The 15,540-nt window shown below is 70.4% G+C and carries 16 protein-coding genes and 1 pseudogene; 10 read left to right on the top strand and 7 right to left on the bottom strand.

Features of this window, described 5'->3' with window-relative positions; translation table 11 throughout:
* Window positions 1–60 precede the first annotated feature (60 nt).
* Together ACFY93_RS11915 and ACFY93_RS11910 are read right to left on the bottom strand one after the other, a co-directional pair.
* Window positions 61–1,728, bottom strand: coding sequence for a penicillin-binding transpeptidase domain-containing protein (locus ACFY93_RS11915; RefSeq protein WP_391356547.1), 1,668 nt, complete (start codon window positions 1,726–1,728; stop codon window positions 61–63).
* A 193-nt stretch (window positions 1,729–1,921) separates the two neighbouring features.
* Window positions 1,922–3,547 (bottom strand): penicillin-binding transpeptidase domain-containing protein, encoded by a 1,626-nt coding sequence (locus ACFY93_RS11910; protein ID WP_391356544.1) that lies wholly within the window; start codon window positions 3,545–3,547, stop codon window positions 1,922–1,924.
* Between the two features lie 261 nt (window positions 3,548–3,808).
* On the opposite strand from ACFY93_RS11910, the gene ACFY93_RS11905 reads away from it, so the two are divergent.
* Both ACFY93_RS11905 and ACFY93_RS11900 read left to right on the top strand, forming a co-directional pair.
* Window positions 3,809–4,405, top strand: coding sequence for a hypothetical protein (locus ACFY93_RS11905; RefSeq protein WP_391356541.1), 597 nt, complete (start codon window positions 3,809–3,811; stop codon window positions 4,403–4,405).
* The gene (locus ACFY93_RS11900; RefSeq protein WP_391356539.1) at window positions 4,347–4,760 is read left to right on the top strand and encodes an Imm10 family immunity protein; all 414 of its coding nucleotides are present in this window, start codon (window positions 4,347–4,349) and stop codon (window positions 4,758–4,760) included. The genes ACFY93_RS11905 and ACFY93_RS11900 overlap by 59 nt, the downstream gene beginning before the upstream one ends.
* A gap of 213 nt (window positions 4,761–4,973) precedes the next feature.
* On the opposite strand, the gene ACFY93_RS11895 is transcribed toward ACFY93_RS11900, so the two are convergent.
* Window positions 4,974–5,495, bottom strand: a complete 522-nt coding sequence (locus ACFY93_RS11895) for an NUDIX domain-containing protein (RefSeq protein ID WP_391356536.1) — start codon at window positions 5,493–5,495, stop codon at window positions 4,974–4,976.
* A 457-nt stretch (window positions 5,496–5,952) separates the two neighbouring features.
* Between ACFY93_RS11895 and ACFY93_RS11890 the strand changes: the two are divergent.
* Window positions 5,953–6,099 (top strand): annotated as a pseudogene (locus ACFY93_RS11890) (adenosylhomocysteinase); the annotation flags it as partial.
* Window positions 6,100–6,193: 94 nt separating this feature from the next.
* Here ACFY93_RS11890 and ACFY93_RS11885 read toward each other — a convergent pair.
* Both ACFY93_RS11885 and ACFY93_RS11880 read right to left on the bottom strand, forming a co-directional pair.
* Window positions 6,194–6,757, bottom strand: coding sequence for a peptide deformylase (locus tag ACFY93_RS11885; protein WP_391356534.1), 564 nt, complete (start codon window positions 6,755–6,757; stop codon window positions 6,194–6,196).
* Complete coding sequence (locus tag ACFY93_RS11880) at window positions 6,754–7,728, bottom strand: helix-turn-helix domain-containing protein (protein ID WP_391356531.1); 975 nt, start codon at window positions 7,726–7,728, stop codon at window positions 6,754–6,756. The genes ACFY93_RS11885 and ACFY93_RS11880 overlap by 4 nt, the downstream gene beginning before the upstream one ends.
* Before the next feature lie 144 nt (window positions 7,729–7,872).
* On the opposite strand from ACFY93_RS11880, the gene ACFY93_RS11875 reads away from it, so the two are divergent.
* The 6 genes from ACFY93_RS11875 to ACFY93_RS11850 all read left to right on the top strand — a co-directional run bounded on the left by ACFY93_RS11875 (window position 7,873) and on the right by ACFY93_RS11850 (window position 12,697).
* On the top strand, window positions 7,873–9,027 hold the full coding sequence (locus tag ACFY93_RS11875; protein ID WP_391356528.1) for a glycosyltransferase family 1 protein: 1,155 nt from the start codon (window positions 7,873–7,875) through the stop codon (window positions 9,025–9,027).
* A complete protein-coding gene (locus tag ACFY93_RS11870) occupies window positions 9,024–9,728 on the top strand; it encodes a hypothetical protein (RefSeq protein WP_391356525.1) in 705 nt (234 codons plus the stop codon). Before ACFY93_RS11875 ends, ACFY93_RS11870 begins: the two co-directional genes overlap by 4 nt.
* Window positions 9,725–10,909 (top strand): glycosyltransferase, encoded by a 1,185-nt coding sequence (locus ACFY93_RS11865; protein WP_391356522.1) that lies wholly within the window; start codon window positions 9,725–9,727, stop codon window positions 10,907–10,909. Before ACFY93_RS11870 ends, ACFY93_RS11865 begins: the two co-directional genes overlap by 4 nt.
* Window positions 10,910–11,776 (top strand): glycosyltransferase family 2 protein, encoded by an 867-nt coding sequence (locus ACFY93_RS11860; protein WP_391356519.1) that lies wholly within the window; start codon window positions 10,910–10,912, stop codon window positions 11,774–11,776.
* 48 nt (window positions 11,777–11,824) lie between these two features.
* On the top strand, window positions 11,825–12,349 hold the full coding sequence (locus ACFY93_RS11855) for an AAA family ATPase (RefSeq protein WP_391356517.1): 525 nt from the start codon (window positions 11,825–11,827) through the stop codon (window positions 12,347–12,349).
* A 99-nt stretch (window positions 12,350–12,448) separates the two neighbouring features.
* Window positions 12,449–12,697 carry a hypothetical protein gene (locus tag ACFY93_RS11850; protein ID WP_391356515.1) on the top strand — a complete coding sequence of 83 codons (249 nt, stop codon included), beginning with the start codon at window positions 12,449–12,451 and terminating at the stop codon, window positions 12,695–12,697.
* Between the two features lie 50 nt (window positions 12,698–12,747).
* On the opposite strand, the gene ACFY93_RS11845 is transcribed toward ACFY93_RS11850, so the two are convergent.
* Window positions 12,748–13,128, bottom strand: a complete 381-nt coding sequence (locus ACFY93_RS11845) for a winged helix-turn-helix transcriptional regulator (RefSeq protein WP_391356512.1) — start codon at window positions 13,126–13,128, stop codon at window positions 12,748–12,750.
* Between the two features lie 107 nt (window positions 13,129–13,235).
* Here ACFY93_RS11845 and ACFY93_RS11840 point away from each other — a divergent pair, with 107 nt between their 5' ends.
* A complete protein-coding gene (locus ACFY93_RS11840; RefSeq protein WP_391356510.1) occupies window positions 13,236–13,643 on the top strand; it encodes a Rid family hydrolase in 408 nt (135 codons plus the stop codon).
* 139 nt (window positions 13,644–13,782) lie between these two features.
* Here ACFY93_RS11840 and ACFY93_RS11835 read toward each other — a convergent pair whose 3' ends face one another.
* On the bottom strand, window positions 13,783–15,522 hold the full coding sequence (locus ACFY93_RS11835; RefSeq protein ID WP_391356508.1) for a phospholipid carrier-dependent glycosyltransferase: 1,740 nt from the start codon (window positions 15,520–15,522) through the stop codon (window positions 13,783–13,785).
* Window positions 15,523–15,540: the final 18 nt, after the last annotated feature.

The following is a 15,540-nucleotide window of genomic DNA, read 5'->3' as shown; positions in this document are numbered from 1 at the left end:
GCCGCGGGGAGAGCGGCGGTCGGCTGCCCGTCCGCAGCGCCGCCGCGCGGGAAGCGTCGGTCAGCCGCCCGCCCGCAGCAGCGCCGCGACGATCGGGCCCGCCGTGTCGCCGCCGTGCCCGCCCTGCTGGACGACGCCCGCGGCGGCGAGGTCGCCCTTCCAGGCGGTGAACCAGCCGTTGGGCTTCTTCTGGTTGTCGACCTCCGCCGAACCCGTCTTGGCGCCGAAGTCGGGGCCGAGCCCGGACATCGCCTCGGCGGCGGTGCCGGCGGCGGCCGTGTAGCGCAGGAGCTCGCGCAGCTGCGCGCGGGTGTCCGGGGACAGCGGGCGGCCGGCCTTGGCGAGCGTGCGGTGGTCGACGGACGGGGGGACCAGGTAGGGCTGCCGGAAGGTGCCGGTCTTCGCGGTGGCCACGACCGACGCCATGTTCAGCGGGTTCATCCGGACCCCGCCCTGGCCGATCAGAGACGCCGCCATCGACGCGTCGCTCTGCACGGGCACCGCCCCGTCGAAGGACGGGACGCCGATCGACCAGTTGTCGCGGCCGAGTCCGAAGACCTGCTGGGCCTGCCGGGTCAGGTCGTCGTCGTCCAGTTTCTTCGCCTGGCTGATGAAGGCCGTGTTGCAGGAGCGGGCGAAGCTCGCCTTGAACGTGCCGTTCTCGATCTTGAACTTGTCGTCGTTCTGGAACTTCCAGCCCCCGTACGTCACGTACTTCGGGCACGGGTGCCGCTTCTCCGCGGACGCCAGGCCCTTGTCGATGAGCAGCGACGACGTGATGATCTTCATGGTGGAACCCGGGGCGAGGGAGCCCTGGAAGGCGGTGTTGAAGCCGTGCCCGGAGTTGGCGACGGCGAGGATCTCGCCGGTGGACGGGCGCAGCACCACGACGGACGCCTTGTCGCGCGTGGCCACCTGCCGCTCGGCCGCCGCCTGGAGGCCGGGGCTGAGCGTCGTCCGCAGCGTCCCGGGGGTGCCCTTGCTCAGCGCCACCAGCGTCTTGTCCGGAACGTCGTCGGCCTTGTCCTCGCCCTTCCCGGCGGTCTTGCGCACCACGCGCAGCTCGATGCCCGCCGTGCCGCCGGCCGTCTTGCCGTACTTCTCGCGCAGCCCGTCCAGCACCGTGCCCAGGGACGGGTACGCGGCGGTCGTCAGCTCGCCGCCGTCCCGGTCCAGCGCCTTGACCGGGGGGTCGCCGGCCGCACCGGTGACCAGCCGGTCGCCGTCCCGCAGGTCCGGGTGGACGACGGAGGGCTTCCAGCCGACCAGCGGCGAACCGTCCTCGGCCCCGCGGACGACGGTCAGATCCGACGCGTACGAGAGCGGTTCGCTCTTCCCCTTGTAGGCGACCGTGCCCTTGACGGAGAAGGCCACCTTGTCGCCGGTGCGCCTGCCCCGGGTGAGCGTCACGTCGGTGATGTGGGCGTCCTTGGTGTAGCCGGTCAGGGCGGCCTTCGCCGCGGCCGCGTCGTCGGTGGCGGCGGCCGCCTTCGTGACGTGGCCGCCCTGCCAGGCGGTGAGGAAGCGGGTGGCCGCGGTGCGGACCTCGGTGGCCGACAGGGGACCGGTCTTCACGTTCTCGTGCTCGGCGGCGGTCGCCGTCCGGTCGTTCGCCGCGAGGAGGGCGTAGGCGCCGAACGCGCCGCCGCCCACGACGAGGGTGATCAGCCCGCCGATGACGGCGGGCCTGGTTCTGCCGCGGTCGGCGGCACGCCTTCTCTTGCCCACTGCTCAGTTCCTCCGCTGTGACCTGGACGTCCGGCGAGCGCGGCCCCCGGATACCGGCACCACCCCAGGGCAGCCTAGATTCCTGCCGGGGCGGTGGCGACCCCGGAAGCCGCCCGACAGCCTCTCGGCCGCCTGCCCGACAGCCTCTCGGCCGCCTGCCCGACAGCCTCTCGGCCGCCTGCCCGGCAGCCTCTCAGCCGCCGGCCCGCAGTACGGCCGCGACGATCGGCCCGGCGACGTCTCCGCCGTGGCCGCCCTCCTCGGACATGGCCGCCGCCGCCATGTCGTTGCGGTAGCCGGTGAACCAGCTGTTCGACTTCTCCTGGCCGCCGACCTCCGCGGAGCCGGTCTTCGCGCCGATGTTCCCGCTGAGCGAGCCCATGGCGGGCCGGCCCGTGCCGGTCCTCGCGGTCCGGTTCATCATCCCGCGCAGCTGGGCGACGGTGCCCGGGCGCAGGCCCTCGGCGGTGGCCAGGGTGCGGCCGTCGAGCTTCGGCGGCACCAGGACCGGCTGCCGGAACGTGCCGGTCATGGCGGTCGCGGTGACCGACGCCATGTTCAGCGGGTTCATCTGGACCTGGCCCTGGCCGATCATGTTGGCGGCCGTGTCCGGGCCGCCAGAGGCGGGGACCGAGCCGTCGAAGGAGGAGATGCCGGTCTTCCAGTTGCCCTGCCCGAGGCCGAAGTGCCGTTCGGCCTCGTTGGTGAGGGAGTCGACCTTCACCTCGTCCGCGTACTTCACGAACGCGGTGTTGCAGGAGCGGGAGAAGCTGTCGGAGAGCGTGGCGTTCTCCTGCGGGGCCATGCCGGTGAGGTTGTGGAACGTCTGGCTCTGCCAGGTCGCCGTGGGCGGGCAGGGGGCGGGGCCGCTCGCGGTGGTGATGCCGTTGTCGATGAGCGTCGCCGCGGAGATGATCTTCATGGTGGAGCCGGGGGCGAGCTTGCCGAGGAACGCCGCGTTGAAGCCGTCGGTCCGGTGGTTGGCGACCGCCAGCACCTCACCGGTGCTCGGCTTCACCGCGACCACCGACGACTCGGCGTACTGCTTCACCGCCTTCTCCGCGGCCGCCTGGGCGCTCGCGCTGAGGGTGGTGGGGAGCTTGCCCGCCTTGCCCTTCGTGAGGGTCACCAGGGTCTTGTCGCCCGCGTTCTCGTCGGCGCGGCGGACCGCCAGTTCGACACCGGGCGTGCCGCCGGCCTTGTCGCCGTACTTGGTGCGCAGCGTGTCCAGGATGGGGCCGAGGGAGGGGTACTTCGCCTTGGTCAGTACGGCCCCGTCGCGGTCCACCGCCTCGATCGGCGGGGTCGCCGCCTCGCCGGTGACCAGCGAGTCGCCCTTCTCCAGGTCGGGGTGGACGACGGACGGCTTCCAGTCGACGAGCGCCTTGCCGGTGGTCCGGCCGCGGACGACGGTCAGCTCGGAGTCGTACGTGAGGGGCTTGCTCTTCCCGTCGTACGACACGGTGGCGCTGACGGAGAACGGTACGGTCGCGCCCTTCGCGGTGCCCGGGGTGATCTTCACCTTGGTGATGTGGGCGTCGGCGCGGTAACCGGCGAGCAGCGTCCGGGCGTCCCCGCTGTTGTCGGTGAGGGCCGCGGCGCCCGACGCCGACCCCTTCTCCCAGGCCGCGAAGAACTTCTCGCTGGTCTCCCGGATCTCGTCGTCGGAGGGCGGCCCGGTCTTCACCGCGGCGCCTCCCGACCCGGAGCCGCCGTCCCCGCTGATCGCGGTCACCACGTTGTACGCGCCGTACCCGGCGCCTGAGACCATCACCGCGAACACCCCGCCGACGATGGCGGTCTTCGCCCCCTTGCGCATCGCGCGCTTCCCTTCCCCGTAAGCCCTCCCGCGCCCTTTCTGAACGCGTTCAGAAAGAAGCCGATGTCCTGCACTGTAAGCACCACGGATCACAGATGTGCACACCATCCCCCGGAACTTGTCCGAACGGAGACCCACCCACCCCACATCCAGCCGCCCACCCCACACATCCGGCCACCGGGCCCCCACCCACATCCATGAACACCCGGTCCGTTGGCCCCCTACCCTCTAACCAGGCACGAGTGGGAACGGGTGGCACGCATGGGCATGCAGGAGCGGTGGCAGCGGAGACAGGGCGAGATCGTCGCGGTCGCCGACAGCAGGGAAGCCGAGCGAGTGCGCCGGCACAACGACCGCGTCGAGGAACGGCACGGCGAGGTGGTGCGAGCGGCGCGCCAGGCCTTCGAGCGGGGCGACGGCTGGTTCGAGGCCGAGATCGAGGGCCGCAGCACGGGCAGCATGACCCCCGGCGCCTTCCCGTCGGACTTCGGCACACCCCCGCTCCACACGACGAAGCTGGACCACCCCGCCGTACAGCAGCCCCCGAGAGCCGACCTCCTCTCCCGCATCGAGGACGAGGGCTGGTCCCTGCACACCGCCCAATACCTCCACATCCAACTCGGCGAGAACTCCCGCGAGAAGTGGACGTCGTCGGGCGAGCAGGTGGCGATCAAGGGCAAGATCGTCGGCATGTATCTGTTCCGCAGGGCGGGACCCGGCGGGCGGGCCGAGGGACACCCGGCGCGGGCGGGCCTCGGGCACGGTCCGCGGTGTCAGCGGGTCCTGCTAGAACACTCGCATGACGTACAGGTTCACAGCCCAAGTCGCTTGTGGGCTCGACGATCCGGACCAAGATGACTGTGTGATGGCGGGGGTGGCCGAGTCGGACGACGAGGGGGTGCCCTCGTTGTTGTTCATGTGCGCCTTCGACGAGCCCGATGCCCAGGCCGTACGTCTCGGCATGGACACCCACTGCCTGGTCGCATCCGGCGAGGGGACCGCCTACGGCTGCGTACGTGAAGTGGAACTGGACGGTGACGTACTGCGGGTGACACTGGACCCCTCGTCACTGGACGACCTCGGCCTGCCCGACCCAGTGCTGGAGGTCTTGCTCCAGGCGCCGGCGCCAAGCGTGACCCGGATGCGCGAGGTGCTGCCGCGCGTCCTGACATACGGGCGATCAACCGCCCGCCCACGACTGATTAGGCTCTAGCCTCCACGACCGCCGACGATCCCGAAACGCGGACCGGAGATTCTTCGCCTCTTCGCCCGAGCCCTTCGAGCGGCCACCGTGTACGAGTACGCCGGCGGCCTCCGGCTGCCGCGCCAGAAGATTGAGTCCGCTCTCCAACTGTGGGCGTCCGTTGCCTGGGCGCGGTTGACGTGTGGCCGCCCATCACGTGCGTGCGACGGCCGCCATCACTCGCTAGCGCAAGGGCTCGGTGGTCAGCATGTCGGCGAACTGCCAGGAGTAGTTCGTGACTTCTTTCTCCTGCAACTCGACCGCATCAGTGGTGGTCCGCAGCAGGAACCGGAAGTCGAAGTGCAGGTGTTCCGGCTCGCCTTTGGCCGCGCTCGTCGGGATCGAGTGGACGTCGATGTGCAGGGGGACATCCCCGGCCGGCTCGACCTGAGCGCGGATGATTCCGGTTTCCTCGGTCAACTCGCGTGTGGCGGCGTCCAGCAGGGTGGTGTCACCGTCCTCGATGTGTCCGCCGGGCAACAGCCACTTGCGGAGTGCCCGGTGCTCGATGGTGAGGAGGCGACCGTCAGGGCGGACCAGGGCGGCGCCGGCGGTGACGTGTCCGCGGAACTCCTTGCGCGAGGCGATCGCGTCGCCGGCCTGCTCGATGACGTCGCCCAGTACCGAGAGGGCGTCCTTCTCTCCCGGGTGGTCGGCCAGGTAGGCAGCGAGGGTGTCGCTCACGTGCTGCGCGGTGATCGGCATGGGATGGCTTCTCCTAGCGGTTGAAGTAGTTCAGCCACGTTCCGGCGATGGTCGCCCGGTCTGCGGCGTCGACCTCGTGCATACCGGGCCCGAGGCCGCCGCGGGCGAGATTCCGGACGCCCGCGAGGATCTCCGCCTGGCGGAGTCGTCGAGGCCCACGGACTGAGGAAGATCCGCACCGACCAGGCATGGTTCTGGACGGAGCGGTGGCAGGCCGGTGAGCGTGAGGCCAGCAAGGGCATCGCGGCTGGGCGCACGACCCGCCACGAGGGCGCGGACGCCATGTTCGCGCACCTCGACAAGGAGAGCTGACCCCGACAGCCCCGGAGACCCTTTGTCGACTTTCGCTACGACTGCCCGTTTCGACCACGACTTCAGGAGGCTTCTCCCGCAAGAGCGTCAGCGTTCGAGGACACCATCCGGAATGGCTTTGTGCCGGATCGTGCGATCGGGCAGCCTGCCCGACGTGTACCAGCGGGCGCCGAACGGGGAGCACGTCACCCGCTACCAGACGACTGGGCACTACTTCTATCTGCTCAACGGCGGCAACGCCGTCAACTTCCTGCACGGCGCCAGCGTAGGCCCGTTCATCTACCTCGTTCAGACTCTCCCACCTTCTAAACGATGCACCGCCATCGACGGTAGCTCGGAGGGGCAAGCCAGGCCCTCCGGAGCCAGGAGACGGTCGCCGGAACGGCCTACTCGTACGCCCAGGCCCTGCCGCTCTGCCGGTACTCCTCCACGGGGATCGGCTTGACCCCGGTGCGCATGCGGGCGGTGTAGAGCAGGCCGTCGAGGTGGTCGATCTCGTGGTGGATGAGGCGGGCGAGGCCGCGTTCGTACACGGTGGTGACGGTCTCGCCGGTCACGGCCGTGGTCTCGACGGTGATCCTCAGGGGGCGGGGGACGAGGCCGCGGACGTCGAAGAAGCTCAGGCAGCCCTCGTACTGCTCGTCCAGCTCGTCGGAGCGTTCGGTGATCTTCGGGTTGAGCAGGATGACGGCGGGCGCGTCGCCGGGCGGCTGGACGACGGCTGCGGTGCGGCCGATGCCGATCTGCGGGGCGGCGATGCCCATGCCCTTGGCGAAGGGGTGGACCTGACCGATCCGTTCCATCGCGGCGAACAACTCGTCGGTGATGCGCTCGGCCTCGTCGCGCTCGGCGGGCAAGGAGAAGGCGCGGGCCGGTTCGGCCAGGATGCCGACACCGTGCTGGACGACTCCGAGGTCGCGCATCTGCTGGCTGGGCCGCACCTCAATCACCTGAAGTCCCCTTGCTCCGTGTTGTGTTCGGGTCGCGCCCGGAACCTCCACTCAAGACGGTACCGAGCGTGGAGGGCAGGCGTGGTCGTGATCCAGGTGAATTGCCTCAGTTCACCGTCGTCGCTGCGGACAGGCGGGGTCCGCAGGGGCGAGGCTTCGGCGGTCATGGAGGTCTCGGTGCCCCACACGACGGGGTCGAGGGCGGCGGGGAAGGCGAGCTGGACTTCGAGTTGTTCGGTGGGCAGGCGGACGGCCCGCTGGAACCAGTTACCCCATTTGTCTTCGCCGACGGCGTAGGCGTACTCGATCCACACGGACTCTTCGGGGTAGAGCGGGAAGCGGCCGTGTTCGTTGTCGAACAGCAGCCAGACCTCCTTGAAGGCGTCCCGGTCGTGCTTGGCCTGCCAGCGCATTGCCTCGCCGCGGCAGGTGGCGGTGAGGTCGAGTTCGTCCCAGGTCAGTGGGTGGACTCGGTAGTGGGCGTTGGACCGCTCGGGGTCGCCCGGGTAACGGTCGACGGAGATGCGGATCAGGTAGCGGGTCACCGGTTCCTCGCCGGTGTTCCGCAGCAGCCGCCTCATGGTGAGCCGGTAGGAGTGGCCGTCGAACTGGAGGCGGGCGGCGTCGTGTTCGACCACAAGGGCGGACCCGGTGGCGTAAGGCTGCTCGTGCCTGCGCTGAGTCGGCGGGGCGGTGGGCCCGCGCCGGGTCCTGGTGCGGGCCTGCTCGTAGTCGCACCAGCGCCGCCAGATCGCCTTCGCGGCGTTCAGGTGCTCGTCGGCGAGCCGGGCGAACTCCTCGGTGGGCTTGTGGCGTCCGGACTCGACGTGACTGACGTACGACGGGTCGAAGCCCATGGCCAGCGCCAATGCCCGCTTGGACATGCCGCGTACTTCCCGCCATCTGGCTACCTCGGCCGCGAAGTCCTCGGCCGCCTGCTCGGCGGTGATCTCCTCGCTGTGCGCGTCCATCGAAGCCCCGCTCCGCGTCACTTGGTGAGCATGAATGAACCGTGAGTGATCCAAGTTCATCATCCCGTCACGGTGCGCGTCGCCGTTTTCCTTCCCTCAGCGGCCCGGATCGACCCCCGGGCGGATGAGGGAGGCGACGCAACCATGCGCGTGCTGTACCTGCTCAACATCTCCAACCCCGACCGGTTGTCAGCGGATTCGGGGTGGATCTTCGCGGATCTGCTGGCCCCGCCCCTGGCCGACGCCGGGGCGGAAGTAACCGTTGCGGCCCCAGCTGCGGCCGGGGATGCCCGCTGCGGATTCCACCGGACGAAGGTGCCCGGGACGAAGTACCGGGCCCGCTTCTCGGCGGACATCGACGAGTTGGTGGCCCTGATCGGTTCGGAGAAGCCGGATGTGGTGGTGGCCAACCAGATCGAGGAGGCCCCAGCTGTCCGCACGGCTCTGCTGGAGGCCGGCTCGGATGCGCTGCTGGCCGGGTACTGCCACTACCTGCCGTTCTCGTTCGCCGGCGGCGGGCAGATGCTGCCCGACCCGTCGCTGGACGACGCGGGGCTCGGGCGGCCGGTGCTACTGGCGTTCGCCGCGGGCCTGGCTGCGTGCGACCGGGTGATGGTCCACTCCTCCACGGCCGCCGCCTGGGTGTCTGCCGCCGCTGCCCGGATGACGGTGGACCTGGGCGACCGGATGCGGGTGGTGCCCGCACCGCGTGACGAGCGTCTGGTCCGTGACCCTGCCACGCTCCGGGCCGCCTCCGGCACGGCGATCGGTGTCTACAACCACCGGCTGTACGCGCACTACGGCACCGAGCAGTTCGTGGACCTGGCCCGCCGGCTCAGCGACTCCGCCGCCGTGCGGCTTCGGGTCATGGACCTGTTCGGCCAGCGCCGGGCCGAGCGCAAGGGCCTGGACGACAGCCCCGAGAAGATGCGCGAGAAGCTCGCCGCGCTGCCGCACGTGCAGGTCGTCTCCGATCGTGGCGACCGTGTTCGCTACAAGAACCTGCTGGCAGGCGCCCGCTTCGGCATCGCCCCGTTCCGGCCCGGCTGCCCCTGGTCGATGAGCGTCATCGATTGCCAGGGCATGGGCCTGCCGGTCATCTCGCCCCGCCTGGGTTGGCTCGCCGAACACATCGACCCCGAGCTGTGCTTCACCACCCCGGCCGAAGCCGTCGCCCTGGCCGAACGCCTCGCCACAGACGACGAGTTCCACGCCGTCCAAGCCAAGCGGGCACACGCCTCCACCGCCGACTTCGCTCCCGCCCTGGTCGCCGCCCGCTACCTGGAGGCGATCTCGTGACCAGCTTCGACGCTGTCCTCCTCTCCTACGACGAGCCGATGGCCAACTCCCTGCACTCCCGCCTCCAGCGGACGCTGGGCGGCACGGTCAAGCGCCTGCACGGGGTTCACGGGATGCGCAGGGCCTACCGGCTGTGTGCCGAGGTCGTCGAGCGCGAGCAGTTCTTCCTCGTCGACGGCGACTTCGCCATCGACACCGACTTCGATCCAGCTGCCGTCGAGCCACTGGAGGAAGGTGTTTCTATGCGGGTGTGGCGGGCGGTCAACCCGGTCAACGGCCTGACCTACGGCTACGGCGGTCTGAAACTGATCCGACGCAGTGCTCTGCGGGAGATGGGCGACGCCGTGGACGTGTTCGCCGCCCTGCCCGGCCGGATCGAATTTGCCCAGCACACCGCCGGGATCACACGGTTCAACCAGAGCCCCTTCCACGCGTGGAAGGCCGGTTTCCGCGAGTGCGCGATGCTCGCCCGCGGCAGCGAGTACGGCATGGCCGACGACGACGCCCACCAGCGCGTCGATGCATGGATGCTCAGCCGAAGCGGCGAGTTCGCCACCTACGCCGCCGCCGGGGCCACAGAGGGTGTCTCCTTCGCTCGCCGGGCCGCGCGTGAACCGCAGCAGTTCGACCACCTCAACGACCCCACCTGGCTGCGGGAGAGGTTCACCGCCACCCACGGGGACCAAGCGGTGTCCGGATGAGAGGCCCGCTCGTACTCATCGAGCCGTACGCGAACCGCCTGGGCGGGCACCACCAGCGCACTCTGGTAGCCCTCGCCCAGGCTCGGCCCGGCAGCCTCGTCATCGCCCCGCACGGGATTGCCACCGAGGCAGTACGTGCCCTGCGCGAGGCGGACGCCCGGCTGGCGACCGCACCGGCCGGGCTCTCCGCGGCTGGTCAGCGTGTGTTCCGCTCGCACCGCTGGCCCCGCCGTCTGCGGAGGGCGTCGCACCAGATCACCCTGATCGCCCGCTGCCTGGCCGAGGCGTCTGCTCTGCGGTCCGGCCGCCGGTTGGAGCCCGGTGCCGACGCGGTGGTGATCCTGACCGCGAGCGAGGCCCTGCACGGGGCCGCCGCCCTCCTCGGCGGGCAGCCGCACCTGCGGTTCGTCCACGAGGCGGTCACGGCCGAGGACGCAGTCTTGCGGCTGCTGGGCCGGCTTGCCCGCCGGGGCGAGCAACGGGTGATCGCCGTGTACCCGACCCAGGCCGTCGGGGATCAGCTCGCCACGGTCTTCGCCGACGTGCCCGCGGTGGTGGGCGCCTTCGCGGTCGACGACGGCCACCGCCTTGGTGACACCGAACGGGACGGGGGCCGGGCCGCGTTCGGTATCCCCGCCGCCGAGGCGGTGGTCTGCCTGGTCGGCGGCTGGTGGCCCTACAAGGACATCACCGTCATCGACGCCGCCCTGGACCGGCTCAAGGAGCCCCTGCACCTGGTAGTCACCGGCTCCCCGCTCGACGAGGCCGTGCTTCAGCGGTGGCAGTCCCTGCCCAATCTGCGGGTGCACACCCTGCCCGGCCCGGTCGGCGACTCCGTGCTGCGGCTCGTGTACGCCGCCGCGGATGCCGCCCTGGTCACCCGCCGCCCCGGGACCGGCAAGGAATCCGGACTCGTCATGGACGCAGCCCGCCTCGGCGTCCCCCTGATCGTCTCCGAACACGACGACGCCCTCACCGCCCGCCTGCACGGCCAGTCCTGGGCTCTGACGTTCCCGGCCGGCGACCCGGACGCCCTCGTAGACGCCCTGCACACCGTCATCCGCCAGCCGCTCGATCACCCCGGGCCCCAGGCCCCGGGGCTGCTCGGGATGCAGACGGCCGTCGAGCAGGCCGACTTCCTCACCCGCACCTTCGCCCCCTTGCACACGAAGGAGTCCTGAATGCTGAGCACGCCTCCCGCGCTGATCGCCGTCGTCGGCCCCGTCGAGCCGCCGCTGCTGGCCGCCTGGGCCCGCCACTACCGGTGGCTGGGCGTCGAGCGGTTCCTGATCGCCTTCCACTTCCCCGACCACGTCCCCGACGTCCAACGGCACGAACTCCAGGCCGCCTGCCGGGAGCTGGGCATCATTCCCACCGGCACCAGCACCGGCCCGTGGCACGAGCAGACCAACACCCGGCTCCGCGACGCCCTGCGGCACCGGGCTGGTCCCGGCTGGCACCTGCTGGCCGACGCTGATGAGTTCCAGCAGTACCCCGCCCCGCTCAGCGAGGTGATCGCCCAGGCCGAGAAGTCCGGAAACCGTGTGGTGGGCGGCCTGATGCTCGACCGCGTCGCCGCGAGCGGGCGCCTGAGCGGCTGGCGGCCCGAAGGCGGACTCGACCTCGCCTATCCCCTCGGTGGTCACCTCACCCACCGGCTCCTGCACGGCGACCCGAGGAAGATCGTCCTTGCCCGCCACGACGTCACCGTCTCCTCCGGCAACCACCGCTCTCCGGGCCACCGGCCCGACGTGGACCGCATCTGTGCGGTTCACCATTTCAAGTGGCGCTCGGGTGTCCTGGACGACCTGCGGAGACGGGTCCAGCACTTCACCACCGGCACCTGGCAGGAACACACCCCGGCCGTCCGCGACGAGGCCGGACGCCTGCTGACTCACGTCGGCCAGCACGGCGGCGTGATCAACACCAGCGATCTCCGGTTCGCCTTTCGCCGGGTGGGCCTGGGCCAGATGCCGTTCAGCTGGCCCGCCGAGGCCCGCAACATCTTCACCACCTGGCGTCCGTACGCCCACAGCGGCCAGGATTGACAGACGACGCTCTCACGCGCGGACAGCACGTCGCGAAAGGATGACCACGTGCCCCTCGCCGTACTCCTGGCCGGCCTCACCGGCTCCGGAAAGACCACCGTCGCCCAGGCCCTGGCCGGCCGCGGCTACCTCCGGCTGTCCGTGGACGAGGAGGTCCACCGCCTCCACGGCCGGTACGGCGTGGACTACCCCGAGCACACCTACTTCGAGCGTGAACAGCCCGTGGTCGAAGCGACCCGGGACCGGTTCATCAAGGAGATCGAAGCCGGCAACGACGTCGTCCTGGACCACGGCCTGTGGCGCCGGGCCGAGCGTGACGCCTGGCGGCAGGACGCCCGCGAAGCAGGCGGCCTGCCCGTTGTGGTCTACCTCTCCGCCGACCGCGACGAGCTACTGCGGCGCCTGGCCAAGCGCAACGTACGCGAGGACGCCAACGCGCTGACCGTCACTCCCGAGGCCCTGAACGACTTCTTCGCCCGCTTCGACCCCCCGTCCGACGACGAGGAAGTGATCATCTACACCGGAAACCTGGACATGCTGGCGACAGCACTGATCGAGGCTCGGGACCGGTAAAGCGGGGTCTCGGTTCTGGCGGGTGCTGCCGCTGTCGGCAGCTGCTCAGTTCCATAGGAAAAGGACGCCTGCGGCCGGCCCGCCGGTAGGCTGCAGCGCATGACCATGTCGCCCGACCAGGTCGGCAGCAGAGAAGACCTGGCCTCCTTCGTCCGGCTTCTGCACCGGGACTGTGCCGAGGACGGCGACGCATGGGAGAACGGGGACCTCGCCGGGTTCCTGGAGGCGCTGGCCGCGTGGATCGACGACGCGGGCGGCTGGTACCGCAACGCCTGCCGGGAGCTGCCCGCCGACGCGGACTGGAGTTTCTTCGCCCGAGCCCTTCGAGCGGCCACCGTGTACGAGTAGGCCGGCGGCCTCCGGATGTCGCGCGTCGGCTTCGGTCCTGATTCTCGCTGTCAGGCGTCGAAGCGGTGGCGGGCTGTCTCGATGTGGCTGAAGTAGCGGTGGGTCCAGTCGCACATTCCGTCGACGGTTGCGCGTAGGCCCTGGCCCGGTTCGGTGAGGGTGTATTCGACGCGGGGTGGGACGGTGGGGTGCACGTTTCTGTCGACCAGGCCGTTGCGCTCCAGCATGCGCAGGTTCTGGGTGAGCATCTTGTGGCTGATGCCCTCGATCTCGTTGCGCAGTTCGCTGAAGCGCAGGGTGCGTTCACCGAGGGTCTCGATGATCAGGAACGCCCACTTGTTGGCGACGTCGGAGAAGATCTCCCGCGCCAGCGAGTCCGCGCGCCTGAGGTCCGCTTCGTCGGACGGTCCCTTGATCTGTTCGGTCACCATCTGGTTCCTCAGTCACTGGAAAGTGCGTTCTTCCATGTCAGAGCACACTCTCCTACGGTTCCTGAGTAACCACAAGAAACCGAAGTCAGGGAACGGAGGCAGGTGGCATGGCCATCAAACTGGTGGACCCGAGTGGACTGCCCGAGATCGATGTCTATCGGCAGGTGTCGATCGCAACGGGGTCGAAGCTGGTCTTCGTCGCCGGCCAGGTCGCCTGGGACGGCGAGGGGGTCACGGTCGGCGAAGGCGACCTCGCCGCGCAGGTCGAGCAGTGCTACCTCAACATCGGCACCGCTCTGGCCGGGGCCGGCGGATCCTTCGACGACGTGGCGAAACTGACCTTCTACGTCGTCGACTGGACCCCCGACAAGATGCCCCCGCTCCTGGAGGGCATCTCCCGGGCGTCCGCGAAACTGGGCGTCACCCCGGTCCCGCCGGCCACGCTGCTGGGTGTCGCGGCCCTGGACGTCCCCGAGCATCTCGTTGAGATCGAGGCCACCGCGGTCCTCGACTGAACGGATGCCCGTCGCCCCCCCTGAGCACGGATGCGCCCCCGGGTGCACGGGCGGATACGCCGACGAGCCCACGGCTGCGCCGACGAGCCCGCAGGTGCGCCGACGACCGGCCTCAGGGGCGGCCGACCAGCCTCCCCGGCTAAACCCACGTATCCAGCCACATCCGCGCCCGCCACCCGTCGATCGGGATCGCCGTGCCGGTGTAGATGGGCCAGAAGTAGATGAAGTTCCAGATGATCAGGAGGATCAGGACGCCTGCCGTGGCGGCGCCGATGACTCGGCGGCGTTCCGTGGAGCCGGGGGGGCCGAGGAGGGCGCCGGTGAGCATGGAGACGGCGAGGCAGAGGAAGGGGAGGAAGACGATCGCGTAGAAGAAGAAGATCGTCCGCTCCTGGTACTTGAACCAGGGGAGGTAGCCCGCGGCGACGGCGCAGGCGATCGCTCCGGCCCGCCAGTCCCGGCGGAAGAACCAGCGCCACAGGACGTACAGGACGGCCGCACAGGCCGCCCACCACAGCAGCGGGGTGCCGAGGGCGAGGACCTCGCGGGCGCACTTCTGGCCGGCGCCGGCGGGGCAGCCGTCCCTGCCCGGGAGCGGGGACTCGTAGAAGAACGAGACCGGGCGGCCGTCGACGAGCCAGCTCCACGGGTTCGACTGGTAGGGGTGCGGCGAGGAGAGCCCGATGTGGAAGTCGTAGACCTCGTGCTCGTAGTGCCACAGGCTGCGCAGCCAGTCCGGCAGCAGGGTCCAGTGGCCGCCCTTGCCCGCCGTCGCCGCCCAGTCGCGGTAGTAGCCGCCGGAGCCGTCGGCCGGGGAGAGGATCCAGCCGGTCCAGGAGACGACGTACGTGACGAGCGCGACCGGCACGGTGGCCAGGAAGGCGAGGCCCGTGTCGCGGAGCAGGACGGCCCGGTACGGGTGGCGGGCGCCCGCCACCCGGCGGGAGCCGACGTCCCACAGCACCGCCATCACGCAGAACGCGGCGAGCACGTACAGGCCGTTCCACTTGGTGCCGATCGCCAGGCCCAGCATCAGGCCGGCGCCCCAGCGCCACGGGCGCCATCCGAGCCGGGTCGTCTCGGCGACGTACGCGTCGGGGCGCGCCACCCCGTCCGCGTCGACGGGCAGCGCCGCCGCGAGGCGGGCGCGCGCGTGGTCACGGTCGACGACCAGGCAGCCGAACGCGGCGAGCACGAAGAACATCAGCACCCCGTCGAGCAGCGAGGTGCGGCTCATCACGAAGTGCAGCCCGTCCACGGCCATCAGCGCGCCGGCCAGGCAGCCGAGGAACGTCGAGCGGAACAGCCGGCGCCCGATCCGGCACAGCATCAGCACCGACAGCGTGCCGAGCACCGCCGTCATGAAGCGCCAGCCGAAGGGGTTGAACCCGAACATCCACTCGCCGAGCCCGATGACGTACTTGCCGACCGGCGGATGCACCACGTACGCGGCGTCCGTCGGGATCCGCACGTTGCCGTTGCCCTGGAGGATCAGGTCGTTGGCGTCCTTCGCCCAGTTCGCCTCGTAACCGTTGTGGATGAGGGCCCAGGCGTCCTTGGCGTAGTACGTCTCGTCGAATATCACCGCCCTGGGACTGCCGAGGTTCCAGAACCGCATGATCCCGGCGACCAGCGTGACGAGCAGCGGGCCGAGCCACGCCGACCAGCGCGTCACCGCGTACACGACCTCGTCGCGCAGCCCTAGCGCGGCGGCGATGCGCGGGCTCGGTTCGGCGTACGGCGGCACCAGCCTCCCGCGCACGTCGCCGCTCGGCCGCGCCGTGTATCCGAATCGGCGCAGCCGCTGCTGCCACGCCGGCCGCTGCGCCTCGGTGGCCTGGTCCTGCCGGGTGTCCATGGAGGACGCGGTACTGGTCACCGCGCCATCGTAGGGAAC

The sequence above is a fragment of the Streptomyces sp. NPDC008313 genome (assembly GCF_042956125.1).
Lineage (GTDB): Bacteria > Actinomycetota > Actinomycetes > Streptomycetales > Streptomycetaceae > Streptomyces.
Note: the sequence above shows the minus strand (reverse complement) of the source record. Positions and strands in the feature narration are given on the sequence as shown.

Excerpts from the sequence above, each read along its gene's own strand:
- ACFY93_RS11905 (WP_391356541.1), top strand. The coding sequence starts at position 3,809 with ATGGGCATGCAGGAGCGGTGGCAGCGGAGACAGGGCGAGATCGTCGCG.
- ACFY93_RS11860 (WP_391356519.1), top strand. The coding sequence starts at position 10,910 with ATGCTGAGCACGCCTCCCGCGCTGATCGCCGTCGTCGGCCCCGTCGAG.
- ACFY93_RS11865 (WP_391356522.1), top strand. The coding sequence starts at position 9,725 with ATGAGAGGCCCGCTCGTACTCATCGAGCCGTACGCGAACCGCCTGGGC.
- ACFY93_RS11840 (WP_391356510.1), top strand. The coding sequence starts at position 13,236 with ATGGCCATCAAACTGGTGGACCCGAGTGGACTGCCCGAGATCGATGTC.
- ACFY93_RS11845 (WP_391356512.1), bottom strand. The coding sequence starts at position 13,128 with ATGGTGACCGAACAGATCAAGGGACCGTCCGACGAAGCGGACCTCAGG.
- ACFY93_RS11900 (WP_391356539.1), top strand. The coding sequence starts at position 4,347 with ATGACGTACAGGTTCACAGCCCAAGTCGCTTGTGGGCTCGACGATCCG.
- ACFY93_RS11895 (WP_391356536.1), bottom strand. The coding sequence starts at position 5,495 with ATGCCGATCACCGCGCAGCACGTGAGCGACACCCTCGCTGCCTACCTG.
- ACFY93_RS11910 (WP_391356544.1), bottom strand. The coding sequence starts at position 3,547 with ATGCGCAAGGGGGCGAAGACCGCCATCGTCGGCGGGGTGTTCGCGGTG.
- ACFY93_RS11850 (WP_391356515.1), top strand. The coding sequence starts at position 12,449 with ATGACCATGTCGCCCGACCAGGTCGGCAGCAGAGAAGACCTGGCCTCC.
- ACFY93_RS11875 (WP_391356528.1), top strand. The coding sequence starts at position 7,873 with ATGCGCGTGCTGTACCTGCTCAACATCTCCAACCCCGACCGGTTGTCA.
- ACFY93_RS11880 (WP_391356531.1), bottom strand. The coding sequence starts at position 7,728 with ATGGACGCGCACAGCGAGGAGATCACCGCCGAGCAGGCGGCCGAGGAC.